Source organism: Vibrio spartinae (genome assembly GCF_024347135.1).
GTDB lineage: Bacteria > Pseudomonadota > Gammaproteobacteria > Enterobacterales > Vibrionaceae > Vibrio > Vibrio spartinae.
The window spans coordinates 2,336,525-2,360,645 of the sequence record NZ_AP024907.1 but is presented as its reverse complement, the minus strand read 5'-3'; the positions used below and the strand labels follow the sequence as shown (position 1 = coordinate 2,360,645).

30 protein-coding genes are annotated in these 24,121 nt (G+C 45.8%); 24 read left to right on the top strand and 6 right to left on the bottom strand.

Going from position 1 to position 24,121, the window contains the following annotated elements:
• Window positions 1-28 precede the first annotated feature (28 nt).
• The 6 genes from purT to OCU60_RS10290 form a co-directional block, all read right to left on the bottom strand.
• Complete coding sequence (gene purT, locus OCU60_RS10315) at window positions 29-1,204, bottom strand: formate-dependent phosphoribosylglycinamide formyltransferase (RefSeq protein WP_074373467.1); 1,176 nt, start codon at window positions 1,202-1,204, stop codon at window positions 29-31.
• A 143-nt stretch (window positions 1,205-1,347) separates the two neighbouring features.
• Window positions 1,348-2,235, bottom strand: coding sequence for a cytidine deaminase (gene cdd / locus OCU60_RS10310; protein ID WP_074373468.1), 888 nt, complete (start codon window positions 2,233-2,235; stop codon window positions 1,348-1,350).
• 147 nt (window positions 2,236-2,382) lie between these two features.
• Entirely contained in the window at window positions 2,383-3,072 is a 690-nt protein-coding gene (locus OCU60_RS10305; protein WP_074373469.1) for a CidB/LrgB family autolysis modulator, read from the bottom strand.
• A 21-nt stretch (window positions 3,073-3,093) separates the two neighbouring features.
• Window positions 3,094-3,450, bottom strand: coding sequence for a CidA/LrgA family protein (locus tag OCU60_RS10300; RefSeq protein WP_074373470.1), 357 nt, complete (start codon window positions 3,448-3,450; stop codon window positions 3,094-3,096).
• Window positions 3,451-3,550: 100 nt separating this feature from the next.
• Window positions 3,551-4,975, bottom strand: coding sequence for an exodeoxyribonuclease I (sbcB, locus tag OCU60_RS10295; RefSeq protein WP_074373471.1), 1,425 nt, complete (start codon window positions 4,973-4,975; stop codon window positions 3,551-3,553).
• A gap of 250 nt (window positions 4,976-5,225) precedes the next feature.
• Complete coding sequence (locus OCU60_RS10290) at window positions 5,226-5,972, bottom strand: S24 family peptidase (RefSeq protein ID WP_074373472.1); 747 nt, start codon at window positions 5,970-5,972, stop codon at window positions 5,226-5,228.
• Between the two features lie 210 nt (window positions 5,973-6,182).
• Here OCU60_RS10290 and OCU60_RS10285 point away from each other — a divergent pair, with 210 nt between their 5' ends.
• The 24 genes from OCU60_RS10285 (at window position 6,183) to OCU60_RS10170 (ending at window position 24,118) form a co-directional block, all read left to right on the top strand.
• The gene (locus OCU60_RS10285) at window positions 6,183-6,779 is read left to right on the top strand and encodes a hypothetical protein (protein WP_074373473.1); all 597 of its coding nucleotides are present in this window, start codon (window positions 6,183-6,185) and stop codon (window positions 6,777-6,779) included.
• A gap of 823 nt (window positions 6,780-7,602) precedes the next feature.
• Complete coding sequence (locus tag OCU60_RS10280) at window positions 7,603-8,160, top strand: hypothetical protein (RefSeq protein ID WP_074373475.1); 558 nt, start codon at window positions 7,603-7,605, stop codon at window positions 8,158-8,160.
• Complete coding sequence (locus OCU60_RS10275; protein ID WP_074373476.1) at window positions 8,144-8,761, top strand: phage baseplate assembly protein V; 618 nt, start codon at window positions 8,144-8,146, stop codon at window positions 8,759-8,761. The genes OCU60_RS10280 and OCU60_RS10275 overlap by 17 nt, the downstream gene beginning before the upstream one ends.
• 1 nt (window position 8,762) lies before the next feature.
• Complete coding sequence (locus tag OCU60_RS10270) at window positions 8,763-8,960, top strand: hypothetical protein (protein ID WP_074373477.1); 198 nt, start codon at window positions 8,763-8,765, stop codon at window positions 8,958-8,960.
• Window positions 8,960-9,319, top strand: a complete 360-nt coding sequence (locus tag OCU60_RS10265) for a phage baseplate protein (RefSeq protein WP_074373478.1) — start codon at window positions 8,960-8,962, stop codon at window positions 9,317-9,319. The genes OCU60_RS10270 and OCU60_RS10265 overlap by 1 nt, the downstream gene beginning before the upstream one ends.
• A complete protein-coding gene (locus OCU60_RS10260) occupies window positions 9,291-10,292 on the top strand; it encodes a baseplate J/gp47 family protein (RefSeq protein ID WP_074373479.1) in 1,002 nt (333 codons plus the stop codon). The genes OCU60_RS10265 and OCU60_RS10260 overlap by 29 nt, the downstream gene beginning before the upstream one ends.
• Window positions 10,252-11,016 (top strand): phage tail protein I, encoded by a 765-nt coding sequence (locus OCU60_RS10255; protein WP_074373480.1) that lies wholly within the window; start codon window positions 10,252-10,254, stop codon window positions 11,014-11,016. The genes OCU60_RS10260 and OCU60_RS10255 overlap by 41 nt, the downstream gene beginning before the upstream one ends.
• On the top strand, window positions 11,013-11,564 hold the full coding sequence (locus OCU60_RS10250; RefSeq protein ID WP_074373481.1) for a phage tail protein: 552 nt from the start codon (window positions 11,013-11,015) through the stop codon (window positions 11,562-11,564). The genes OCU60_RS10255 and OCU60_RS10250 overlap by 4 nt, the downstream gene beginning before the upstream one ends.
• A complete protein-coding gene (locus tag OCU60_RS10245) occupies window positions 11,564-12,796 on the top strand; it encodes an SUMF1/EgtB/PvdO family nonheme iron enzyme (RefSeq protein ID WP_074373482.1) in 1,233 nt (410 codons plus the stop codon). The genes OCU60_RS10250 and OCU60_RS10245 overlap by 1 nt, the downstream gene beginning before the upstream one ends.
• Before the next feature lie 13 nt (window positions 12,797-12,809).
• Window positions 12,810-13,085, top strand: a complete 276-nt coding sequence (locus OCU60_RS10240) for a hypothetical protein (protein ID WP_074373483.1) — start codon at window positions 12,810-12,812, stop codon at window positions 13,083-13,085.
• A gap of 221 nt (window positions 13,086-13,306) precedes the next feature.
• Entirely contained in the window at window positions 13,307-13,858 is a 552-nt protein-coding gene (locus OCU60_RS10235) for a phage tail protein (protein WP_074373484.1), read from the top strand.
• Window positions 13,859-14,157: 299 nt separating this feature from the next.
• Complete coding sequence (locus OCU60_RS10230; protein ID WP_235862185.1) at window positions 14,158-15,087, top strand: SUMF1/EgtB/PvdO family nonheme iron enzyme; 930 nt, start codon at window positions 14,158-14,160, stop codon at window positions 15,085-15,087.
• A 13-nt stretch (window positions 15,088-15,100) separates the two neighbouring features.
• A complete protein-coding gene (locus tag OCU60_RS10225) occupies window positions 15,101-15,376 on the top strand; it encodes a hypothetical protein (protein ID WP_074373486.1) in 276 nt (91 codons plus the stop codon).
• A 222-nt stretch (window positions 15,377-15,598) separates the two neighbouring features.
• Complete coding sequence (locus OCU60_RS10220) at window positions 15,599-16,138, top strand: phage tail protein (protein WP_074373487.1); 540 nt, start codon at window positions 15,599-15,601, stop codon at window positions 16,136-16,138.
• Window positions 16,139-16,158: 20 nt separating this feature from the next.
• On the top strand, window positions 16,159-16,845 hold the full coding sequence (locus OCU60_RS10215; protein WP_074373488.1) for a hypothetical protein: 687 nt from the start codon (window positions 16,159-16,161) through the stop codon (window positions 16,843-16,845).
• A 250-nt stretch (window positions 16,846-17,095) separates the two neighbouring features.
• Window positions 17,096-17,272: a phage tail assembly chaperone gene (locus OCU60_RS10210; RefSeq protein WP_235862186.1), complete on the top strand. Its 177-nt coding sequence runs from the start codon at window positions 17,096-17,098 to the stop codon at window positions 17,270-17,272.
• A 96-nt stretch (window positions 17,273-17,368) separates the two neighbouring features.
• Complete coding sequence (locus OCU60_RS10205) at window positions 17,369-17,566, top strand: hypothetical protein (protein ID WP_074373489.1); 198 nt, start codon at window positions 17,369-17,371, stop codon at window positions 17,564-17,566.
• On the top strand, window positions 17,559-18,728 hold the full coding sequence (locus tag OCU60_RS10200) for a phage tail sheath protein (RefSeq protein ID WP_074373490.1): 1,170 nt from the start codon (window positions 17,559-17,561) through the stop codon (window positions 18,726-18,728). Before OCU60_RS10205 ends, OCU60_RS10200 begins: the two co-directional genes overlap by 8 nt.
• Window positions 18,728-19,234 (top strand): phage major tail tube protein, encoded by a 507-nt coding sequence (locus OCU60_RS10195; RefSeq protein WP_074373491.1) that lies wholly within the window; start codon window positions 18,728-18,730, stop codon window positions 19,232-19,234. The genes OCU60_RS10200 and OCU60_RS10195 overlap by 1 nt, the downstream gene beginning before the upstream one ends.
• Before the next feature lie 88 nt (window positions 19,235-19,322).
• Window positions 19,323-19,865: a phage tail assembly protein gene (locus OCU60_RS10190; RefSeq protein ID WP_074373492.1), complete on the top strand. Its 543-nt coding sequence runs from the start codon at window positions 19,323-19,325 to the stop codon at window positions 19,863-19,865.
• Window positions 19,866-20,005: 140 nt separating this feature from the next.
• Window positions 20,006-22,528 carry a phage tail tape measure protein gene (locus OCU60_RS10185; RefSeq protein ID WP_074373493.1) on the top strand — a complete coding sequence of 841 codons (2,523 nt, stop codon included), beginning with the start codon at window positions 20,006-20,008 and terminating at the stop codon, window positions 22,526-22,528.
• A complete protein-coding gene (locus OCU60_RS10180; protein WP_074373494.1) occupies window positions 22,525-22,905 on the top strand; it encodes a phage tail protein in 381 nt (126 codons plus the stop codon). Before OCU60_RS10185 ends, OCU60_RS10180 begins: the two co-directional genes overlap by 4 nt.
• Window positions 22,902-23,111, top strand: a complete 210-nt coding sequence (locus tag OCU60_RS10175; protein WP_074373495.1) for a tail protein X — start codon at window positions 22,902-22,904, stop codon at window positions 23,109-23,111. Before OCU60_RS10180 ends, OCU60_RS10175 begins: the two co-directional genes overlap by 4 nt.
• A 44-nt stretch (window positions 23,112-23,155) precedes the next feature.
• Entirely contained in the window at window positions 23,156-24,118 is a 963-nt protein-coding gene (locus tag OCU60_RS10170; protein ID WP_205410501.1) for a phage late control D family protein, read from the top strand.
• The last annotated feature ends 3 nt before the right edge of the window (window positions 24,119-24,121 follow it).

Sequence of the window (24,121 nt, the reverse complement as noted above, 5' to 3'; positions counted from 1 at the left end):
AGAACATATTTGGGTTGGTGAGATGATATTAATAATGCAGGACGATATGACTCGCACACGCCAGTGCTGCGTCTTTCGCCTGTTGTGTATCTTCGCCTGTGGCGAGCGTCACCCCGAGCCTTCTTCTGCCATCAATCTCTGGTTTCGCGAACAGGCGAACTTGCGTATTGGGAACCGTCAGGGCATTCGCCACACCATCAAAACGGACATTGTCGGATGTGCCCTGACCAAGTAAAGCCACCGATGCGGCAGGCTGATACGATACAATCTGCTGGATAGGTAACCCTGTAAATGCACGGACATGCAAGGCGAATTCAGATAAATTCTGCGAGATTAAAGTGACTAATCCCGTATCATGGGGGCGAGGGGAGACTTCGTTGAAAATGACCTGATCACCTTTGACGAATAGTTCCACACCGAAGATCCCGTAGCCACCGAGCGCCGTGACAATTTTTTCCGCAACCATCTGGGCATTTTTCTGGGCAGCCTCAGACATCGCTTGGGGTTGCCAAGATTCACGGTAATCGCCATCTTCTTGCCGATGACCAATTGGTGCACAGAAATGGATACCATCAACAGCACTCACAGTCAGCTGAGTGATCTCGTAGTCAAAATCAATGAAACCTTCAATAATCACTCGTCCGGCACCGGAACGGCCCCCTTCTTGTGCGTAGTGCCAAGCTTTATCGATATCTTGTTCTGATTTGAGGACACTCTGGCCTTTGCCTGAGGAACTCATCACGGGCTTAACGACACAGGGAAGCCCGATTTCGGTAATGGCATCGCGGAAGTCATGATAGTTATCCGCAAAACGGTAAGGAGAAGTGGTGAGAGATAATGTTTCGGCTGCCAGACAGCGGATACCTTCGCGGTTCATCGTCAATTGTGTTGCTTTGGCTGTTGGTACAATATGAACACCTTCGTCTTCCAATTCGACAAGTGTTGCCGTGGCAATCGCTTCCACTTCAGGGACCACATAATCTGGCTTTTCGAGTTCGATGACTCGACGCAGCGCATCGCCATCCAACATGTTAAAGACATGGCAACGATGTGCAACTTGCATCGCCGGTGCGTTGGCATATCGATCACAAGCAATAACTTCCAGCCCTAATCGTTGGCATTCGATTGCGACTTCTTTACCTAACTCTCCGGAGCCAAGTAACAGAACTCGTGTTGCACTTTCTCTTGTCGCTGTCCCTAACATTCTCTGATTACCTCTTCTCATTTTGAAAACTGCGGCAATCATACTGAAAAACCCCGAAAAAGCAAACGTTTGCCTTTTCGGGGTCTTAGGTGATAATTTATGTTTTTATATTGAATAATCAGATGGTTATGAGTTTTTTGGTGTTATATCTCAATATGTTCCAGCTGGATATGTGGTGCAATTTTTTGCAAGACCGAACGGGTTGTATCCAGATGAGTGACTGCTGCATTTTTGGTTTCAGCAAGCACGACACGCTTGATATCGCTAAATGAATAGCCACTCATTCTGAGCTGTATCACTGCAACTTGCAGTGGCGGAAGACTCGGATTAAAAGCCGCATTCTCGGCATAAGACCCCAGATAAATATGTTGATCTTTGAGTTCGATGGCGACACCGCCCAGTGCCTGACTATAAGGCGCATAACTGTTGTTGAGTGCTTTCAGTGCTTCTTGCAGCAGTGGATCTGAATAATCAGCATGGATTTGATGCGCTTGTTGATCCATGAGTCGAATCTTCATTCCCAGATCTGCTGGCCCAAAAGCTTCCGGAAGGTAATCGTGCAGTTTTTTCGTTGCCTGATTGGGGAGGGTAATTCGTAATGCCTCAACGTTGGCAAGTTCATTCATAAACTGACGGCAGTGGCCACATGGTGGTGTGTCAACAATAATGTCGCTGAGTTCGTTTTCACCACACATCCATGCATGCGCAATGGCGGCTTGTTCGGCATGAATCGTTTGTCCGAGTGAGACACCGGAAAACTCGATATTGGCACCGAAGTACAGCGCACCGGAACCACCGCGGACGATGGCACCAACATGGAAGTCGGAAACTGGCGTATCAGCATAAATCGCAGCCAGTGGGAGCAAATGTTGAGCAAGGGTGACGGCGTCGAAACCGGTCACGTCCATTAAATGCGCAACTTGTTGCGAGGTGAAGGTGGCTGAAAATTTCGGATTGGTGACAATCTCTTCGAGTGGTTTAGCCAGTGCTTCGGGCAATTGGCTGAGAACAGTGAATCGATTTTGGGTCATATGTTCATCTCTTTCATCACTTCAGGCATTTCATACTAACGCAGTTTGATGAAATTGTTGTGACCATAATCCTATTATAATGATGTATGTTATTTCTATTTCATCAATAATGTGATCAATATCGGATTTAAGGGTCGCAGTCACTCGCTAAGTTGTCAGTAATGGGCTTAACCACAGCACCAATGTGTAAGCGAGTGGTGCCAGCACAGAAGTGATAATGCCACAGAGCACGAGCGCAAGTGAGCTGAATGCCGCATCGCGGGGATCATTTTCCACACAGCTGGCAGTGCCGAGTGCATGAGAGATGCTCCCCATCGTTAGCCCCTTCGCGATTGGATGGGTGATATGGAGTAATCGATAAATCGGGTAAGCGAAAATAGCGCCGAATAATCCGACAATCAGCACCAGAATCGCAGCAATTGATGGTTCACCACCAAGGTTACTGGCGATTTCCATGGCAATCGGTGTTGTGACCGACTTAGACAGTAATGCTGCGATGAGCGGTGTGTCTGCATGGAATAAAACCGCAATCAATGCCGTGGTCAGCATTGACATGACACTCCCAAAAACACAGGCAAACAGGATAATTCGCCATTTGGCACGAATTTGCGGTAATTGCTCATACAGGGGGTAGGCAAGGGCGACAACTGCGGGCTGGAGTAAAAAATTTACCCATTGATTGTCTGCTGCGTAAGTTTCATAAGGCACGTTAAAATAGAGCAGAATGCCGATAATAATGATGACACAAATGAGTAGTGGGTTCGCTAAAGGGGTATTACATTTTTGACATAGCCAGCGAACGGCAAAGAAAATAACAATAGTAATCAAAAGCCACATGCGTGATATTCCTCAGTGGTGTTATTTTTTCAGCATACGATCGAGTAATAAACCCATACAGATCAACACAATGATTGTTCCACCGATTGCACTGGCAAATATGGGGAGTGCATTCTCAATCAGAGTATCGAAATGGGTCATCAAGCCGACACTGATCGGTACAAAGAGAAAAACCATATAGCGAATAAATAGTGATGCCCCCGGTTTTACCCACGAGACGGGTAACAGGCCGCTGGCTAGCGCAATAAATAGAATCAGCATCCCCAGAACACTCCCGGGAATCGAAAGATGTAACCAAACCTGAATGAGTGTACCAAGCCACAGGGAAGCCATGATTGCTCCCAAAGAAACCACAAATTTGAGTAGTGAAATGATCATGTCGATTTCCGAAATTGAGTGATGATTTATCTTTGGCTCATGCAAGTCATATTCATCAGTAGGGCTTGCATGGCAGCAGAGAGATTCAGCAAGCGGCCTATTATGATGTCAGGTTCAGCACATATTGGTAGATTGATTTTAGGATCTGCATCTTGTGGGAATCCTGCTCATGTTCATGAGCCAGATTTTCCAGACGAAGAATATAATCATCCATATGTTGGGAGAAGTAATCCTGACAGTGGGATTGCCACTGTTTCTGTTCATGCATGGTGAGTGTTTCAGGATAGTTTCTGGCTCGATAACGGAACAATAAGGGGGTGATCCGTGAGTCCTGGAAAGAGATCGATAAATCCCGTAAAGCTTCAGGCGATGTCTGTCGGATAATCTCCATCGCAGCCTTGTCCGCGGGATTGAAAAAGTTGTGGTATAACATCGTATCGACGTCAGTATTCGTTGGGTAGTCTTTCTCTTCACCAAATACTTGGACCAGCTTCTCTCTGATATCCTGAGCTTGCTTCATAAGAGATAAATGATGTAAACATTTGTCTCTATCGATCCCGATGGTATGTGCATTTTCTGCCGTTAGCGTCTTGGCAGGAGCGAGGATCGGGCATTTATTGAGATGAACCAGCTTAACCGGGATCGGTAACTCATCATCTTGTAAGTCTTCATGTTTGGTATAGAGACGCTCTTTGATTTCATCAGCATTGAGATCAAAGAGTGGCTGGGGATCCTTCGCCAAATCAACCATGATGACCGCATTTTTATTATGCGGATGCCAAGCAAGTGGCACAACCCAACTGGTATATTGGCAGTGGCTGCCGAGCATACCGGACACATGCATTAATGGCGTCATACTGACAATATCGATTAACGCATTCAGTTTGCGTTTATGGCGCATGGAATAGAAATAATCGAATAATTTCGGTTGCGCATTTTTGATGACTTTTGCCAATTCGATGGTTGCATACACGTCGGCCATCGCATCATGGGCATTTGTATGCTCGATACCATTTGCAACGGAAAGATGTTCGAGTTTAAAGCTGGTATTGCCATCTTCATTCTGAGGCCATACAACGCCTTCCGGACGTAATGCATGACAGGCGCGAGCAACGTCCAGCAGATCCCAACGCGAATTGCCGTTTTGCCAGCTCCATGCATAAGGATCAATAAAATTGCGATAACAGGTATAACGAGTCACTTCATCGTCAAAACGGATATTGTTATAACCCAGACAGGTTGTATTGGGATGGGACAATTCCTGATGGATACGCTGAATAAATTCTGGCTCTGATAAACCTTTGCTATTGGCCTGTTGTGGGGTGATACCGGTGATGAGTGCAGCTTCCGGTGCAGGCAGATAATCGACCGGTAGTTGACAGAAGATGACCAGCGGTTCGCCAATGATATTGAAGTCCATATCCGTTCTGACCCCGGCAAACTGACAGGGACGATCTTTTGCGGGATGGACTCCCCAAGTTTCATAATCGAAAAAGAAGAATGTTGGTTGTTCGTTGTTTTTCATATGCTTTATGTGTTGATTAAATCAGATAAATCAACCAATTGAATGAATACGACAGGCCATTGGAACAACGGCAGAATGGATTTCACAACTGGTAGAGATGATCATCTCGTTGGCAGTGATTCTATTTCAATAAGTATCCGGTAATCAGTCATCGAAAAGCAAGACAATTCATCAATGTATACTGATGCTGATTGTCATTGCCGATAGAGCGAATACTATCATTTTGGCGGTGAAGAGAAAACAGAATGTCTTAGAGTGTCATCATAATTTGTTTGACATAGCCGATGATGCGAAAGCGGTCGGTATCAAACTCAAGGGGAGGATAGATCGTATTGAGTGAGACGAGTAGTTGATGTGGTCCGTCAATTTCTAGCTTTTTGACAGAGACATAATCATTCGAATGATAGTCAGTCACGACGACTATTTTACCGTGTTGTATCTCATGACCGGGTTCGATAATCACGGTCGAACCTTCGGGTATACTTGGAAAACCGTTCGGATTACACATTGAGTTGCCATCCACTTGCATGGCGAATGCTTGTGCCGGAATATCATCGCTGACAGTTATCCATTTTGTTACGGAACGGATGGGAAGAGAGGCAATGGATTGTTTGAGGACTTGGTCTGGCGTCAACAGCGGTAATACTCTGGATTGATGCTTCGCCAGTGGCTTAAAGTTCCGAGTACTCTCTTCTGGGGTTGTATTCGCTGTGATGACACTCGATGAGTGATGGCTTATTTCTGGTTGTTTAATTTCCTGCGTATGCCTGCTCCCGAGTAGACACTCGACTGTTGTCCCTAGTAATTCCGCGATATTTATCAATTTTGACGTCTCTGGTATGGCTTCACCGATGAGCCATTTTCTGATTCCGGTCAGTGAGAGCCGATAGGGGAGGTTCTCCTGTAGATAGCGGGCTCTCCCCCGTACAGGAATTCCTTGTTCATCGCAGATGGTGTTGAGCCGTTGTGCAAAAGTGAGAACATTATGATTGGTCATGATTAAATCTCTAATATGAAACTGATAGTTCGCATTGTGGGCTTGAAAGAAAACCAATAGTTGTATTTAATTCTATAACTATTGGTTCTTATTGTAATGAAGTGACGTGAGAATTGCTACTCCCTGAACATTGTTTTAGATGAGACGGGATTATGATAAGACCTGACCTGTTTTTCACACACAAATATTTGTTTTTTATAAGGAAAGAATATGAGACCTGAAACATTACTGGCGAAGTTTAATCTGAAAAGTATGGATTATCAGACGATGCATCAGGGAGGGAGAGGTAAATTCAGTGTTGAGGAACAACTCTCAATGGTCGGCGTAAGCTGGAAAGCTTCACCGGTTGGTTTTCTCATTCTATTTGTCGAAACACAAGGATGTCGTCATTCTCGCCAGACTTTGGAAAAAGTGATCCAATCTGAAATTGTCACGCTGACTAAAAACTGGCGTGGCCAGCGCAGTGAATCTGGATTTGCAGCGATGATCAACGCGGCAATCGAAGAAGCAACTCAGCCACAAGGGTGTATCTGCTCATCTTGTGGTGGTACAGGCCTCTATAAAACGCCACACCGGCAGATGAGAAAGTGTACTCATTGCAAAGATGGCCGCGTATTATGGAGCCCTGAATCACGTTATGTTGCAATGTGCTCTAGCCGTTTTATTTGTTCTTACCCAATATTTAAACGATACCATGTCATTCTGGAAGAACTTAGTCAGTGGCTTGCGGCACAACGTAATGCTGCAATGTTGACATTGATGGAAAGAATAAAATTAGAAGAAGAAGCCTATGCTCTTATGAATTAAAGTCTTTTATAATGATATAAAACATCCTATTACCTTCAAATATAATTTATTTCGCAATAATGCGAATAAATATATTTGAATGGCGTATGCTATCCACAATGCAAAGCTCTGCCTCAATGGTCAGAGCTTTTTTATTTTTATTGTGATGACTATATTCTCGGTTTACTGTTCGCAATGATACGCAAGTAAATATTGAAATACAGATTTGCATGGCGCATGATATCCACAATGCAAAGCTCTGCCTCAATGGTCAGGTTTTTTATTTTTATTATGATGATGTATTCTCGGTTTACTGTTCGCAATGATACGCAAGTAAATATTGAAATACAGATTTGCATGGCGCATGATATCCACAATGCAAAGCTCTGCCTCAATGGTCAGGTTTTTTATTTTTATTATGATGATGTATTCTCGGTTTACTGTTCGCAATGATACGCAAGTAAATATTGAAATACAGATTTGCATGGCGCATGATATCCACAATGCAAAGCTCTGCCTCAATGGTCAGAGCTTTTTTATTTTTATTATGATGAATGTATTCTCGGTTTACTGTTCGCAATGATACGCAAGTAAATATTGAAATACAGATTTGCATGGCGCATGATATTCACAATGCAATATTTACCTGAATGTCGTATATCTGAAAATTTTATAATATAAAGTAATTTATAGAATATTAATTAAAGTAATGTATATTTTTTAGAAATGCTTAACGACCGGTGTTTTTATTAATGTTTCATTTTTTATGTTAATTTTTTACTTCAGCTTGATAAATTAATACACACCGAGAGTGTGATGTTCTCCCTTACATAGGAGAGGTGTTTTGAACTCAGAAATATTACAACTTGAATATCCCAGTCAGCTTTATGAACAGATTGAAAAGTCCCTTGGACAATTATTGGGAAGTGATGTGGTGGTGAAAAACTATGATGAATATCGCACCATGACGATTGAGTCTCTGACTCTCCTGATTGAGTTTCGTTTTGGCAGAGCGGGAGCCCGAAATAGCAACGGACAATATTGTCATGGCTATCACATTCGGGTTCATTGTCTGTTACCACGCTCAGCCGAGCGTTCTTTTTTACGTGTTTTAGATAACACTGCAACGATTGAACGCTTTGTTGATCGTAATCATTGGGGCATCGATATTCGTCAAATTGATGCGCCTGAATTTTTGCGCTCAGAGCCGAGTGGACTTCAGTATCAGTTAGATCAGGTGATTGCCCGAGCAGTCAGTTGGCGACAAAACTTGTATCTTGGTGAATCTCTCAATCAACCAGACGAAGAACGAGGCGGGATTGCCTGGGCTGTGAATCCAGAACATTTGGACAATGCTGATGAATATCAACCGTTGGAGGTGAAGTATGCGTCAGGCAATTGAGGGGCTTGTCCGAGAAATGCTGACCCCATATTTAGAACGAATCGAAACACTTTCCCATGAACTTGAAGATTTGCGACGCCGGAACCGAAGTCTGATTCGATTAGGACAGGTTGCTGCAATCCATGAAAACGGCTATTTGATCAAAGTGAAGCATGGTGACTTAACGACACCATTTATTCGGTGGTTTGCCTCTTCTGCAGGTGAAACCAGAGACTATCGCTGTCCATCGATTGGTGAACAGACTTTGGTACTGAACTATGGGGCCGGTGATAACGGCAGTCAGACGGTGGCTTTAACGGGATTATTTAGTGACAACTTTCCTTCTCCGAGCGGCGATCCCAATGAAATTTTACGGGTTTATCCTGATGGCAGCCGTATCAACTATCACGCACAGAATCACGTGCTGACCGTCGATATCAAAGGTGATGTCCATATTAATGTTGACAAGAGTGCTCATATCGTTGCTGGTGATGTGGCAACCGTGGATGCCAAAAGTATCGCTTTGAACGGTGGATCGCCTTGTGTCACGACAGCACACATTTGTCATTTTACCGGCAATCCACATGGCGATGGATCTAGCACAGTTACAGCGGGGAAATAATATGGCGATGGATGCACCTAAGTTAGAAGATCTAATTATCAATAAGTTAGAAGATGCGGGTTTTAAGACCAGCGGAAAACATGCCTATGCGCAAGTGATGGTTAACGCAATCGCTGAGGCGGTTGTTGAACATATTATGAGTCAAGCTGAAGTGAGCGTAACCAGTGGCTCATCGGCTGGAATCTATAAGGTGAAATGATGATTGGTATCGATCGGATTACCGGCAGAAAAATTGATAGTTATGAACAATTGGTCAGTCGGATCACCCAAGTGATGACTACCCCGTTAGGTGGTCGGGTCAAGCGTTCGGGTTTCGGTAGCCGAGTGCGGGAAAGTTTAGCGGCTAATATGACTGACAGTACATTGGTTCGCATCCAATCTGCTGCGATTGAGGCATTTTATAACCCAGAAAACGGACTGTCTGATTTTATCCCGGACAGTTGTATTGCAACACGTCACGCTACTGGCCTAAGCCTTTACTTTTCAGGCAATTGGAAAGGGCGAACAGTTAAGTTTGAGGTACCCCTGAATGTTTCCACATCAGAATCCATTACCTAAACCGGAAATCATCAAGACCCCACCGTTTGAAGTTCTGCTACAACAAGTGAAGAGCGATATTTTGGCATACTTTGCAAAGCACTCTCCAGATGATGCGACGGCGGTGAATGAAACACTCGGCAATGAAGCTGAATTGCTGACTAAATTTGTCGAAGCATTTACGGTTATTTTACAAAACCATATTCGGCAATTGAATGGTCAAGCACAACAGATGTTTGGCATGTATGCGACCGATGATGACATGATCGATTTGATTGTGAGTCAGTTAGGTGTCACCCGCCAAATTCTTGATCCCGGAGCTCCTGGTGCATTCCCTCCGATTCCACCCGTCATGGAGAGTAATGACTCTCTGCTGTCTCGATATTATTTAGCAGCGTATGCCTTGGCGAGTACCGGTACACGTTCAGGGTATCGTTTTCATGCGATGACCTTGGGGGGCAGACCTGAAGTTCAAATTGACAGTCATGAGCCAAAGCGAGTGGTCGTGACTTATGAATATTCAGATCATGAAATGGCTGGTTTGACCAAGGATACACAAGCCCGACAAGTTTCTCCCGGTGTTGTGGATTGTTTCATTCTGACACATGAAGGCAATGGTATGCCAAGCCCGTCATTAATCGAAGCCACTCAATCTTACCTAGAGCGGGATGATATTGCTCAGGAAACAGATTTGATCACCGTAAGACCAGCAGAAATTCGCCAATGGCAGTGTGAAGCGAAACTTTATATTCGTCCCGGCCCCGATGCTGATGTTGTGTTGGCAGCAGCAGAGAAAGCGGTCAACGCTTATGCGCTGAAACAGCATCGACTCGGTGGCAGTATCGAGCCATCAATGCTCTACAGTGTTCTATTGGAGTCAACCGGAGCACACCGCGGAGAAATTATTCAACCTGAGCAGCCATTGCGTTGTGCTTACAGTGAGGCGCCTTATCTTGAATCAGTCAAAATTACCGTTGGCACTGAAAACATATAGTGTCCTTCCTGATAACCGAAGTCCGCTCGAACGTTCAATGGAGTTGTCATTTAGTCAGCAAATTTATGGTATTGGCAATCCATACCCGCATCTACTGGATGCCCAAAAGACTGCGTTTGAAATCGTCCCCTATATTGCATCTGAATTTCAATTGCCGGTGTGGGATACATCTGATCCAGAGCCCGTTAAACGCAACTTAGCCGGACATGCATGGCAGGTCCGAAAAATGAGTGGTACCCGTGCCGGACTGAAGCTCGCTCTGGAGTCCTTTGATTTTCAGAGCCAAATCAAACCGTGGTATCAGCAACAGCCACAAGGTCAACCGTACAGTCTGGAGATTGTTGCCTGGGAAAAAGGCAACAAGCCGGTGGACGTGGCCAATGTGAAAAAGCTGCTGGCTTATATCGAAGACACCAAATCAGAGCGGGATCAGATCGAGCTATCGCTGATGTTTGGGGTCGAAACGAGCATAGAGATAGCCGGTGCAATCGCGCCTGTGACCAATACGCGGGAGACCTCGGGATATGCACAATTATGGGCAATGCCTGATGCTACAATTGACTTTTCTATCAATGGCGGGGCTGCTCCCGGATTGAATGTAAGTGCTGTCGAGGCAAGTGCTGTTATCCCAGCGATTGTTGGACATGGTCAAATCAATATGACTGGCTATTCAGCGCATTACAACATCACTGTTTTAACCATCAATGCGAGAGCAACACTATGAGTGAAGACACCATTAAGTTAGTGATCACCCGCAAAGGCCTGGATGAATGTATCAGTGCTAAAGCAAAAGGGATCCAACTATCATTAAAATGGGTATCAGCCGGTGATCGTGCCTATACCCCGAATCCTGAGCAGATGACTTTGCAAAATGAATTACAGCGAGTCGAGTTTGGTGAATTCAAAAATATAGGCGAGAGCCAGATACAGGCGGTGGCTAAGTTCTCTGGACCTGATGAATATCCCATTCGTGAGCTCGGCTTTTGGCTAGAAGATGGGACCTTGTTTGGTGTGATCTCTGCGCCGAATACAATGCTGAACTATAAAGCGAGAAATGGCCATTGTATTCAGCCGTTTACTTTAGATCTATCGGCCATACCAACGAACTCAATTACAGTCGAAGTTGGCACTGAGAATCTGAATATCATCTTAACGGAAGAGATGATAACAATGGCTTGTGCTTTCATTCAGTCTCAAGCCATAAGCACAAGACAAATACATCATCAAATGTCAATCACAGAGCGACTACGTCATATTGAGGGACTTTTATAATGTCTATAGAGCAAAAAATCGCAGAGCTGCAACAAGTATCTGCTGAACAAACGGCAGCGTCTCAAGCTGTCGTGCAGGAAGTGTCTGGCAAAATGGCTGCCATTGACAAAAAGACCAATGACTCGATAGCCAAGGTCGAAAGCACATATGACCAAAAAGCCAACGGCTTGACCATCATTGCCACAGACGGCTATCGCAAAGCGGTCGAGCATAACTCAGGCGGTCGAAACACGGTCATTTATGACGCTCAGGGAAACCCTAACATTATGTGCGTTATTCCGAGCTTCAACATTGAAGACTTGGGACTAACAGAGCTTGATCTGGGTACAGGTGTCCATCCGGCATTTGTAACGAACGGAGCGCCTCGCGGCGAAATTCTCGTCGGTAAGTACCTGGCATCATCGGCAGCAGGTGGCTCCGCTGTTATCGGTGGGGCACAGCCGCGAACCTCGGTTGATTACGACACGGCCAAGCAACTCTGCACACAGAAAGGCGACAACTGGCACCTGATGTCGATCCATGAATGGGCAGCCATTGCGCTCTGGTCTCTGGCTAACGGCACTGTGTCTCGCGGCAATACGAACTATGGACGTAGCCATGAGGCGAGTTGGGAAACTGCTCGCCGTGACGACAACGGATTACCTGGCGACACGAGTGGCACCGCACGAACTGATACAGGCAAAGGCCCCGCAACGTGGAATCACGATCATACCGAACTCGGTGTATGTGATTTGGTCGGCAATGTGTGGGAGTGGATTGACCAGATGAAATTGGATGACGGCCAGATCCTGACCACGCTGGATAACAATCCGGCAGTTGCCGAAGCTAACTGGCATCGTCACCCAGTCTATTTTGATTCGACATCCGACAATCAAAGCGGCGGAAATGTCTACATCGGTTCACCCGTGCTCAGCAATTCAGTAACCAAGCGTAACGGGCCTGCTGACGACGATAGTAACGACTACCCGTACATGGATAACCCGCATTTTGCTGCGATCACAAAGTCGGCTGGGTATACGCCGAACGAGCTGTTGCGTCGATTGCTCATTGAATCAGCAACCACGACTACAGTTGGTGGTGGGCTCTGGTGTTGCAACTATGGTGACCGGTTTCCGCTTCACGGGGGCTACTGGGGAGATGGCTCGGTCGCCGGGCTGGGGGCGCTCAATCTGAACTATGCGCGGTGGAACTCGTTCTTTAACGTCGGTTTTCGCCCCGCTTTGTTTGTGTAACAGGAGAAAACCTATGTTTAGTTACATTTTTCAGGGTCAAACTCAAACAGATACGACCCGCAGCTATATGAATTCGTTGGGTATGACTCAGGAGCAGATCGAGTCGGTTTTGCAGCAAAAGAATTTTGAGGAGGCTCAAAATATCGTCAAACGACAACAAGCTTACCGCCTTGAGTCAGACCCTCTTTTCATGGCGTGGCAGTATGATCAAACTGAAGACAGAGAGGCATCTTGGCGTGATAAAGTCGCTGAGATTAAAGCCCGTTATCCACTACCATCAGCATCGTAACTAACCGCCTGAATCAAGGCGTTTTTTGTATCATTATGGCCAATGCCTGATGCTCGAATTGATCTTTCTGTCAGTGGTGCAACTGCACCCGGATTGAATGTAAATGCTGTTGAGGCAAGCGCTGTTATTCCAGCGATTGTTGGACATGGTTAAATCAATATGACTGGCTATTCAGCGCATTACAACATCACTATTTTAACCATCAATGCGAGAGCAACACTATGAGTGAAGACACCATTAAGTTAGTGATCACCCGCAAAGGTCTGGATGAATGTATCAGTGCTAAAGCAAAAGGGATCCAACTATCATTAAAATGGGTATCAGCCGGCGATCGTGCCTATACCCCGAATCCTGAGCAGATGACTTTGCAAAATGAATTACAGCGAGTCGAGTTTGGCGAATTCAAAGATATAGGCGAGAGCCAGATACAGGCGGTGGCTAAGTTCTCTGGACCTGATGAATATCCCATTCGTGAGCTCGGCTTTTGGCTAGAAGATGGGACCTTGTTTGGTGTGATCTCTGCACCGAATACAATGCTGAACTATAAAGCGAGAGATGGCCATTGTATTCAGCCGTTTACTTTAGATTTATCGGCCATACCAACTGACTCAATTACAGTCGAAGTTGGCACTGAGAATCTGAATATCATCTTAACGGAAGAGATGATAACAATGGCTTGTGCTTTCATTCAGTCTCAAGCCATAAGCACAAGAGAAATACATCATCAAATGTTAATCACAGAGCGACTACGTCATATTGAGGGACTTTTATAATGTCTATAGAGCAAAAAATCGCAGAGCTGCAACAAGTATCTGCTGAACAAACGACAGCTTCTCAAGCTGTCGTGCAGGAAGTATCTGGCAAAATGGCTGCCATTGACAAGAAGACCAATGACTCGATAGCCAAGGTCGAAAGCACATATGACCAAAAAGCCAACGGCTTGACCATCATTGCCACAGACAGCTATCGCAAAGCGGTCGAGCATAACTCAGGCGGTCGAAACACGGTCATTTATGACGCTCAGGGAAACCCTAACATTATGTGCGTTATTCCGCGCTTCAATATTGAAGACTTGGGACTAACAGCGCTTGATCTGGGTACAGGTGTGCATCCGGCATTTGTAACGAACGGAGCGCCTCGCGGCGAAATTCTCGTCGGTAAGTACCTGGCATCATCGCCCGCAGGCGGCTCCGCTGTTATCGGTGGCCCTCAGCCGCGAAACACGGTTAACTACGACACGGCCAAGCAACTCTGCACACAAAAGGGTGACAACTGGCACCTGATGTCGATCCATGAATGGGCTGCTATTGCACTCTGGTCTCTGGCTAACGGCACCGTCCCTCGCGGCAATACGAACTGTGGCCGCAGCCATGAGGCGAAGTGGGAGACCGCTCGCCGTGCCGACAACGGATTGCCGGGCGATACAAGCGGCACCGGACGAACCGACACAGGCAAAGGCCCCGCAACATGGAATCACGATCATACCGAGTTCGGCATATGCGACCTGGTCGGCAATGTGTGGGAGTGGATTGACCAGATGAAACTGGATGACGGCCAGATTCTAACTACGCTGGATAACAATCCGGCAGTTGCCGAAGCTAACTGGCATCGTCACCCAGCCTATTTTGATTCGACATCCGACAACCACAGCGGAGCTGGCAACAATGGTTCACCAGTGCTCAGCGACTCAGTGACCAAGCGTAACGGGCCTGCTGACGACGATAGTAACGACTACCCGTACATGGATAACCCGCATTTTGCTGCGATCACAAAGTCGGCTGGGTATACGCCGAACGAGCTGTTGCGTCGATTACTCATCGAGTCAGCAACCACAGCGACGGTTGTCGGTTCTATCTTGTGTCGCAATTATGGTGATAGATTCCCGCTTCGCGGGGGCGGCTTTAGAGATGGATCTAGTGCAGGGCTGGGCACAATATCACTTGGCAGCTCGCGGTCTCATTCAATGTCCGGTTTCGGGTTTCGTCCCGCTTTTTTTGTGTAACAGGAGAAAACCTATGTTTAGTTACATTTTTCAGGGTCAAACTCAAACAGATACGACCCGCAGCTATATGAATTCGTTGGGTATGACTCAGGAGCAGATCGAGTCGGTTTTGCAGCAAAAAGAATTCGAAGAAGCTCAAAATCTCGTCAAACGACAACAAGCTTACCGCCTTGAGTCAGACGCCCTCTTCATGGAGTGGCAGTATGATCAAACTGAAGACAAAGAGACATCTTGGCGTGATAAAGTCGCTGAGATTAAAGCCCGTTATCCACTACCATCAGCATCGTAACTAACCGCCTGAATCAAGGCGTTTTTTTGTATCATTATGGCCAATGCCTGATGCTCGAATTGATCTTTCTGTCGGTGGTGCAACTGCACCCGGATTGAATGTAAATGCTGTTGAGGCAAGCGCTGTTATTCCAGCGATTGTTGGACATGGTTAAATCAATATGACTGGCTATTCAGCGCATTACAACATCACTATTTTAACCATCAATGCGAGAGCAACACTATGAGTGAAGACACCATTAAGTTAGTGATCACCCGCAAAGGCCTGGATGAATGTATCAGTGCTAAAGCAAAGGGGATCCAACTATCATTAAAATGGGTATCAGCCGGTGATCGTGCCTATATTCCAAGCCCTGACCAGGCAACTTTGCAAAATGAATTACAGCGGGTTGAATTTGGTGAATATCAAGATATTGGTATCGGTCAGGTTCAGGCAGTCGCTAAGTTTAGCGGAGAACTGGAATACCCGATTCGAGAGTTAGGGTTCTGGTTAGAATCCGGGACGTTGTTAGGGATTATTTCCTCCCCTGATACAACGTTGAACTACAAAACTAAAAATGGCCATTGTATTCAGCCAGTTACTCTGGATTTGAGTAATCTTCCAAGTGACAGCGTCACAGTTGTTGTCGGTATGGAAAATTTTAATATTCTTATCGATGAGGAATTTGCTCAGATGGCTAAAGCTCAGGTGGATACGATGCACCGGCAGATCCTTCAAGAGTTCCGTATATTGGATCTGGAAAAACATCATTCATCTAATTAACCGCGTATAAGGAGTAATTTATGCTTGTGCAAGAACTTGCAGAATTAACAGCATCAGTGAATATAGTGACTGAAGCCATCACAGGAAAAATAAGGCAGATTGACCAGCGGATGGCGCTGGCTGAAGCAGAATTCGAACAATTTTTAACAGATGCTGATGAACGCTATACCACCCGGGAGGGTATATTTGTTGATGTTTCTGGAGAGGAAGATAAATTCTATCCGGTTTACATTCCTGCGGCACAACGCGGTGCTACAGAGCTACAAATTAGCCGTAGTATGCATGATGACCGCGAAGGAGCCGGTGCACTCACTGCTCGATACTTATTACAAAACAATGGTTGGGGTATATTACCTGAGATCTTACTGGTTGATATCTTTAGACATGCATTTAATGGTATGACACCAGATGCAGTTAAAACGGATGGCTTTATTGCTGACTTTGTCAATGGTAGTGCTTATGTCATAGGTGCGATGTTTTGGTTGCGTGGGGGGCACCGTTATTTAATTTCATCGACCAGAAAAGAATTTCAGCAAGTGATTACGCATAACGAACTAATCACAACGAATGTTTTTGATCATCATAATATTCATATCTTCAAGTCTGGATTTGATATTGATATTGGAAACTCTCATATCGTTACTGAAGTGAAGACGTCGCGTAATCTGGATCATGTGCCGACGTTGGATTATATCCGAGGACAATGATTCATCTCAGTCCACTTCGCAACTCACAATGATGAATACCTTCATTCAGCAGAAATTCAGACTGCTGTGATTGGAAAACTAATCTGTTAGGTGACAAATATGAGTACAAAAACTACAGCAGAAGTGCTGAGTTCCGTTAGTAAATTGACTGAAACGGTCATTGATAAAATTGCTGAAATTGATGCTGCAGTAACGGTCAGAAGTCCGTGCTGAGCGTAATACGCGAATTGCGGCAACGGACAACATTTATATGCGGCATAGCCGAGAGCTACGGACCGGAAAAATTGTTGATGATGCAGATGACCCGACAACGCTGTCATCAGACAATTTAACCAAACTGGATGATTATGTTCAGACGCTCGCTGATATTCCACAGCAATACAGCGATCCTGATACGGTTGTCTGGCCGTCATTTCCTGAGTTTTGATAGGTAACATCAAGCAAAAACTGAAGTACCGCGAAAGCGGTTTTTTTGTACCCGAATCCCAGCCAAGTGCTGGGTTTTTAGTTTCTGGAGACCTATATGGTAACCCAAAAGTCAAAGCCGGCAGAGCACTTGGAGTATGAAGTGCTTGTACCATACCAATGCCCGAATCAGCGGTGCTGGTATCAAAAAGGCGACGTCGTCGATTTGCTTCCTTGTGAAGCGGAATTTTTAAAACTGGGCGGCAAGGTGAAAGCCGTGCTGACCACTCAACAGAAGGAGAAGGCGAATGCCTGAGATTGCATCATTTGTGCATAATGGTATCAGTGTAGTAAATCATCCCGCACCACCACCAATGGGGCCCCTGGGAAAAATTGTTTTGGGCATAGCCGGGACTGCACCAGATGCTGATACATCACTTGCCAAAAATACACCGATTCGTATCGCGAATATGGCGGATGCCGCAAAGCTTGATATGACCGGGGAAGAAAAAGGGACTTTATGGCGAACTTGTTATGAAACGTTCCGCTTGGTTTCGGTTCCGATCTATGTCGTGATTGTGGAGGAAGGCACAGAGCTGTCGGATACGGTTAACAATGTGATTGGTAAGATTGACGTAACAACCGGTCAACGAACCGGGATTCAAGCCTTGGCCGATTGTATGGAAACGCCAACACATATCAGTGCACCGGGATTTAATACCAAACCGGTAGCTGATGCTTTGGCTGCTATGGGGAAACGTTTATTTGCGATTCCTGTCGGTGATGGTCCGAATACCAATGACAACGAGGCAGTTGCCTATTCACAAAGTCTTGGTGGTGAAGGTACCGGTTATGAATCTTTCTATCTGGTTGATCCACAGGTTTCTGTTTACAGTCAGGCGGCAAAAGGCAATGTTTCTTTCTCTGGTGCTGCGATTGCACTGTCTTGTTTCGCACGAGTCAAGGCATGGGAAAGCCCAGCGAAAGGGGGAATGGGCGCATTGATCAACGGTACGGCCCGGACGATTGATTACAACATTATGGACAAATCCACGAATGGTGATTTGTTAAATCGTAACGGTGTTTCCTACTTTGCTCGGACATCATTAGGCGGCTTCTCACTGATTGGTAACCGCTGTGTGATGGGGCGTTTTGTCTCTCAGGTCGGTCTGGAATACGCCATTGTCCGTAAGTTGGCAAAAACTGCTCAGAGTGCGATGGCAAGAAATCTGAGTAAATCTTTCATGGATCAGGAAATCACCAAGCTCAATGTATGGTTGAAATCGCTGCAAGCAGATGAAACGGTCATGGGGGCTGAAGTTTACCTGCATCCGACACTCAATAACGTTGAAAATTACCGCAATGGCGAATGGCATATTGCAATCAAATACTACGGCTATGCGCCAAATGAACATATGGTGTACCACCTGATTGAGGACACCGGCATTGTTGAATCATTTCTTGAGGAGGTCCTTTAATGGCAGGTCAACGTTCACGTATTACTCGTCAGGCAATGATTAACAGTCATCCGTTAATCAAAGAGCTAGACGAATTTACCCCACCTGAAATCAAAAAGGTCATGCAGGAAACCCGTGGCGGTTCTTTCATTCCGGGTGAGATCATGGTCGGGCTTGAAAAAATGAATAGTAAGTGGAAAGTCAAAGGTGCCGATCAAGCGCTTTTATCTGCTTATGGATTAGCATCCGGCGAATTGTGTCAAGTTGATATCAAAGAATCCCATCAGGATGAAGATGGTAATAGCTTTGCAATCACTTATAGCTTAACCGGGGAAATTATCTCAGTGACTGAGTCGGCCAGCAAAATGGGGGAATTGCCGGAGCACGATATGGAAATGTCCGTCAGTGCGTATAAGAAAACTGAAGATGGCAAAGTCATTTATAACATTGATCGTAAGGCTCAAATACTCAATCTGGGTAATGGCGATCTGATGGAAGCTCATCGACGTAATGTCGGTATCGCATAAGTTCAGTTATTTATTTTTCTGGTATCTCTATAAATTGGGCCCCTTACGGGGCCTTTTTTATGCGAAATATGGATAAGGAGTCAATCCCATGTTGCACACACATAATCTAGTTTGGCCCATTGAAGATGATAAGGGTCAACAACTAAATCACGTACAAATTCACACGATCACCGTCGGGCAACAGCGAGAGCTAAGCCATAACCATCAGCAAGATGATAATCAATTGCTCTGGGAATGTATTTGTTTGAGTACCGGACTGACACCATCTGAATTGAAAAAATTGGTTACGCCTGACTTTAACTCAATTCGAGAACACGTATTGGAATTGATGCAATCAACCGCGGCAACATTATTGGCAGATGAGTTTAACCTTGATGAACCGACACTACTGATTCCGATTCAAGGCGATGATGGTCAGGAAAAAACCGGTTATAAATTACGCCCGCCGACGGTTGCGACCACAGAACTGATGGAAACCCATCAGGATGAATGGGAAAGAACCCTGTTCATCAGTGCCAGTTGTTGTGGTTTCACGCATCAAGAACTCATGCGCTTGAGTCTGCCAGACTGGAATCAGCTTCAGGAGAGGCTCATTGATTTTTTGCAACAACCGGCGGACTACTTTCGCTAAGAGATGTAGAAGTCCTGACCGATATGATTCCGCTGGTCTACCACGTATCCCCAAGGGAGATCATGGATTGGCGTATTGATGAAGCTCTGCGCCGTTACTATTTGGCTGCGGCAAAACTGGGGATAGAGAAGAGATAAGTCATGGCTGATTTGAAAATAACGCCCCAAATGGCGGGGGCTAACCGTCAAAGCGCGATAGAGCTTCGCGTTGATAATTTACAGTTGCCAAACCATGGTGTTGTACCGACAGGAGAAACTGACCTCAAAGGTGAAACGATACAGTTGGTTAAGCAAGTGAAAACGGATATGAGTTCGGCTCTGAAACCTGTTTTGGCATTGGGAAAACGTGTCATTGCATCTGAACGTGCATTTGCTGATGTCAAAAAAACAGTACATTTTGCCAATGACCAAGAAGCCAGCCAGTATCAGGGGAAAATGCTGCGTCTGGCCGGTGATCTGGGGCTAAAACAGCAAGTTGTTGCTCAGATTGTGAGTGATGCGTCCCAATCCGGCATTGAAAAAAATCAACTGTTGTCATTTGCTGAGTCAGTATCAAAAGTGGCTGTCGTCTGGGATGTATCTGCAAAAGAGGCAACGGCGATACTATCTCGTTGGCGCACTTCTATGCAGCTTTCTCAGCAGCAAGCTGTTGGTTTGGCGAATGCAACGAATGCCTTGAGCCATAGCATGGGCGTTAAGGCAAAATCGGTAGCTGCAGTTGTGGCACAGCAAGGGGAGGCCGGGACTAAGGCTGGCTTGAATGTTCAAGAAACAGCGGCATTATCAGCCAGCTTGCTTACCAGTGGATCCACTGAAGCACAGGCCAGTGAGGCCATCAGCAATATTCTTGGATCACTCACCGCAGGGAAAGCGAAAAACACGCAACAGAAAGCAGCGATGACAACGCTTGGTATCGAGCCCGCCGATTTAGCTCACCGGATGCAAGCAGATGCCCGAGGAACCTTGCTTGATGTTTTCGACCGCTTGAAAAATATTTCTCCTGATCAACGCGAAGATGTTGTTACTGATTTATTTGGTGAGAAATCAACCGCCGCGATTTTAAAAGTTATCGAAAACCTAGAACAGAATAACAAAGGCTTCATTGCCGCATTGAAGCTCACGAATGAGAAGAGCAAGTATTCGAATAGTATCGACACGGATTACAAGATCGTGTCGAACACCTCCGCCTATAAGCTGGCACAACTCAGTGCGCGTTTTGATCAGATCTATATCACGCTTGGCGAGCGGTTATTACCGATTGTGGATAAGATGCTGCCACCGTTGCTCAGTGTTGTGGATGGTATAAATAAATTCGCTGAAGCTAACCCCATACTTGCCACCGGTTTATTGGTTGCGGCAGCGGCTGTCACGCCATTACTCAAAGCTGGCTCTGCCATTGTTAAATTCTCCCGTTTGGTGAAGGGGAATGGTCCAGGTAAAGATCAAGGTAAAGATCGTCTCCATCCTGAACGTGATTTATTTGCTACCAAGCTGAGTAAAACGCGTCGAGCAGCCAAGCGAGCGACGTTGCAATTAGCGCGTTTGAATCGAGAATTGAATCAACTTGGATCACAATCATTGAGTGATTCCGGTGGTCGTGATTCAGGCGGTAGTGATGGCGATGACTCTCGCCGCAAGCGTAAAAAACGGCCTCGGAAACGTCCTCGGAAGCGGCCTCGGTCCCGTATCCGCAATGCTGGCGGGTTACCTCGTAAATCTTCTCGCTTCGGCCGGTTGATTGCTCGGACGTCTCGTTTTGTTGGTTCTATATTCAGCGGTACAAAAATGAAGCCCAAGCTATCGGGCGCCATGTCAAAAGTTGGTGCGGCGTTTAAAGGCGTGGGCGGTGCTGTGTTTAAAGGCGCGGGCAAGTTATTTAAACCGTTAGATATTGCGTTCAAGGGCGTCAAACTCGTTTCTGCTCTTGCCAAGGGCAATGTGAAAAAAATAGTGGGGACAGCGGGAGACATGCTTGGCGGTATGGGCGGTGCGGCTTCCGGTGCGATGGCTGGTGCTGCGATAGGATCCGTTGTTCCAATTCTTGGAACCGCTGTGGGTGGTTTGATTGGTTCTGTTGTGGGCGGATTTGGCGGTAGTGAAATTGGTCATTGGCTTGGCGATAGTGTTGGTTCGCTGTTTGGTGAGGACAGTGAGAATGGGAATAACGACAAGCAACATCCATCGAAACAACATCCATCGAAACAACATCCGTCGAAGCAACGTCCGTCGAAACAATATCCGTCGAAACAACATCCGTCGAAACAATATCCATTGAAACAGCATCTGTCAAAAAAACAGAGTGGCATTTCGCTGAGTTCTATCAGTGGTCTCGCGATGAAAGGGGCAGCCTTTTTATCTCTTGGCAGCATGTTTGGTGGAATGTTAAGCGATCAGGTCGTCTCTTGGTTGGGTGAAGATAAAACCGATAAAGCAGCGCCTGCAACGGTTTCTGAGCAGAGTAAGCAGTTAGGTAAATCGGCTCAACAACAAATTAACTTTGCCCCCGTTATTCATATCACACCGTCCGGTAATCCGACATATGACCAAGGGTTTAGTCAGCAGTTATTGGAGCGGATGAAAGCTGAGTTGAGCCCGATCCTGATGGGGAATAATGATGTAGCAACTCGGGCGGATGCCAGTCTTTTCGACAGGAGTAATACATGAGCAAGATGATGTCATTAGGTGAATTTGTTTTCTCATTGAGTGAACGAACACCTTATGAAGGGTTACAGCGAACCAGTGATGGGGGGTGGGTCACTGTCCCCCGTTATGGTCAAAAACCGATCAGTCAAAATATGGGCCAGAATTTGGATAAAATCAGCATCAATGGCACCTGGTTTCGTGGGGAAGGCATGGACAATATGAAGGCTCTGAGGCAGTTACAGGCACAGCGAAAACCTTTAGTTTTGGCGGATGGATACGGGCAAAGTATGGGCCGATGGGTCATCAAAGGGTTGCAAGAAAAGCAAGACCGGATCATTGATGATGGGACCGCCTTTGTGGTGGGGTTCTCTATTGAATTAGAGGAATATGCAGAATGAGAACTATTCTTAGTCGTAATGGAGACTTAGTGCCGCAATTATTATGGCTATCATTGGGGCGGGATGATGATGAAGCGGAAGAAGCGCTTTATCTGATCAATCCTGGTTTGGCGCTTTATGGGCCTGTGCTGCCGGCAGGTGTCGAAATCAAGTTACCGATACTACCCGAGCTGGTGCCAACGATGACGGTGAACATATGGGATTAGGCAGTATACCTCAAGTCCGAATTAGTGGGCCCGGGGAGCAAATTATGAATTCACGGTTGATCTCGTGGGAACGGATTGATGTCTCTGCTGCCCAGTCGGATCAGATTACATTGCATGTTGATACGGCAGGGCAGACCGGACTTCCCAAAGAAGGTGCTGAATTGATATTTTCTGAAGGATATCAAGGTCAGTTAGTTCATAAGGGAAAATATAAGATTACCCGTATTTCTCCAAAATTATTTCCACCGACAGTAACAATTGTGGCGACCGCTGCTCCTTTTCAGATTCAAGATAAAACAGGATTTAAAGAGCGCCACACACGGACGTTTACTTTCATCTCGCTGGCTGAAATCTTCCGTCAACTTGTGACATCACATGGTTTTAGTCCGAGAGTGGCCTCTAAATTTGAAACGGTGTGGTTTAAACATATAGATCAGATGAACGAAACGGATAGCGCATTCTTAGTTCGCTTGGCAAAGCGTCATGATGCGATTGCTAAACCGGTCGATGGATTATACGTTCTGGCTGAAAAGGGACAGACTAAAACTATCACGGGTCAAGATATACCGTCAGTGACTGTCGATGTCTCCGGTAATAATGATCCTTCAGATTTCAGAAAGTTTATCAATTGCCAGCTTGAATTGGCGAGCCGGAGAAATTTTTTTGGCGTCAAAGCCAAATGGGTTGAGAGTGATACCGGACTTGAATATGAAGTCTCTTCAGGTGAAGCACCTTTTGTCATGTTGCAACAGGTTTATGAAGACTCATCCGTGGCTCAACAGACATGTGATGAGGAACTTCAGAAAATCATGCGTGAAAAAGACTGTATCAGAATCGATTTACCCGGTGATCCTTATTTAGTTGCAGAGGGAATACTCGAACTCAACCAATCATTTCCTCCAGAAATGGTTGGTCGATGGTCGATTGATCAAGTGACTGCCCGTGGTGATAGCTCCGGTGGTTATCGTTGCTCTGTTGTTGCGACGCGACCTGCGAGAAAGAATTGAACG

What these genes read in the sequence shown, in the direction of transcription:
- OCU60_RS10190 (WP_074373492.1), top strand. Translation starts at nt 19,323, where the DNA reads ATGTTGCACACACATAATCTAGTTTGGCCCATTGAAGATGATAAGGGT.
- sbcB (WP_074373471.1), bottom strand. Translation starts at nt 4,975, where the DNA reads ATGAAAAACAACGAACAACCAACATTCTTCTTTTTCGATTATGAAACT.
- OCU60_RS10175 (WP_074373495.1), top strand. Translation starts at nt 22,902, where the DNA reads ATGAGAACTATTCTTAGTCGTAATGGAGACTTAGTGCCGCAATTATTA.
- OCU60_RS10290 (WP_074373472.1), bottom strand. Translation starts at nt 5,972, where the DNA reads ATGACCAATCATAATGTTCTCACTTTTGCACAACGGCTCAACACCATC.
- OCU60_RS10205 (WP_074373489.1), top strand. Translation starts at nt 17,369, where the DNA reads ATGGTAACCCAAAAGTCAAAGCCGGCAGAGCACTTGGAGTATGAAGTG.
- OCU60_RS10225 (WP_074373486.1), top strand. Translation starts at nt 15,101, where the DNA reads ATGTTTAGTTACATTTTTCAGGGTCAAACTCAAACAGATACGACCCGC.
- purT (WP_074373467.1), bottom strand. Translation starts at nt 1,204, where the DNA reads ATGTTAGGGACAGCGACAAGAGAAAGTGCAACACGAGTTCTGTTACTT.
- OCU60_RS10270 (WP_074373477.1), top strand. Translation starts at nt 8,763, where the DNA reads ATGGCGATGGATGCACCTAAGTTAGAAGATCTAATTATCAATAAGTTA.
- OCU60_RS10240 (WP_074373483.1), top strand. Translation starts at nt 12,810, where the DNA reads ATGTTTAGTTACATTTTTCAGGGTCAAACTCAAACAGATACGACCCGC.
- OCU60_RS10260 (WP_074373479.1), top strand. Translation starts at nt 9,291, where the DNA reads ATGTTTCCACATCAGAATCCATTACCTAAACCGGAAATCATCAAGACC.
- OCU60_RS10275 (WP_074373476.1), top strand. Translation starts at nt 8,144, where the DNA reads ATGCGTCAGGCAATTGAGGGGCTTGTCCGAGAAATGCTGACCCCATAT.
- OCU60_RS10215 (WP_074373488.1), top strand. Translation starts at nt 16,159, where the DNA reads ATGCTTGTGCAAGAACTTGCAGAATTAACAGCATCAGTGAATATAGTG.
- OCU60_RS10245 (WP_074373482.1), top strand. Translation starts at nt 11,564, where the DNA reads ATGTCTATAGAGCAAAAAATCGCAGAGCTGCAACAAGTATCTGCTGAA.
- OCU60_RS10195 (WP_074373491.1), top strand. Translation starts at nt 18,728, where the DNA reads ATGGCAGGTCAACGTTCACGTATTACTCGTCAGGCAATGATTAACAGT.
- OCU60_RS10220 (WP_074373487.1), top strand. Translation starts at nt 15,599, where the DNA reads ATGAGTGAAGACACCATTAAGTTAGTGATCACCCGCAAAGGCCTGGAT.
- OCU60_RS10180 (WP_074373494.1), top strand. Translation starts at nt 22,525, where the DNA reads ATGAGCAAGATGATGTCATTAGGTGAATTTGTTTTCTCATTGAGTGAA.
- OCU60_RS10185 (WP_074373493.1), top strand. Translation starts at nt 20,006, where the DNA reads ATGGCTGATTTGAAAATAACGCCCCAAATGGCGGGGGCTAACCGTCAA.
- OCU60_RS10210 (WP_235862186.1), top strand. Translation starts at nt 17,096, where the DNA reads ATGCGGCATAGCCGAGAGCTACGGACCGGAAAAATTGTTGATGATGCA.
- OCU60_RS10170 (WP_205410501.1), top strand. Translation starts at nt 23,156, where the DNA reads ATGAATTCACGGTTGATCTCGTGGGAACGGATTGATGTCTCTGCTGCC.
- cdd (WP_074373468.1), bottom strand. Translation starts at nt 2,235, where the DNA reads ATGACCCAAAATCGATTCACTGTTCTCAGCCAATTGCCCGAAGCACTG.
- OCU60_RS10250 (WP_074373481.1), top strand. Translation starts at nt 11,013, where the DNA reads ATGAGTGAAGACACCATTAAGTTAGTGATCACCCGCAAAGGCCTGGAT.
- OCU60_RS10200 (WP_074373490.1), top strand. Translation starts at nt 17,559, where the DNA reads ATGCCTGAGATTGCATCATTTGTGCATAATGGTATCAGTGTAGTAAAT.
- OCU60_RS10285 (WP_074373473.1), top strand. Translation starts at nt 6,183, where the DNA reads ATGAGACCTGAAACATTACTGGCGAAGTTTAATCTGAAAAGTATGGAT.
- OCU60_RS10300 (WP_074373470.1), bottom strand. Translation starts at nt 3,450, where the DNA reads ATGATCATTTCACTACTCAAATTTGTGGTTTCTTTGGGAGCAATCATG.
- OCU60_RS10265 (WP_074373478.1), top strand. Translation starts at nt 8,960, where the DNA reads ATGATTGGTATCGATCGGATTACCGGCAGAAAAATTGATAGTTATGAA.
- OCU60_RS10235 (WP_074373484.1), top strand. Translation starts at nt 13,307, where the DNA reads ATGAGTGAAGACACCATTAAGTTAGTGATCACCCGCAAAGGTCTGGAT.
- OCU60_RS10305 (WP_074373469.1), bottom strand. Translation starts at nt 3,072, where the DNA reads ATGTGGCTTTTGATTACTATTGTTATTTTCTTTGCCGTTCGCTGGCTA.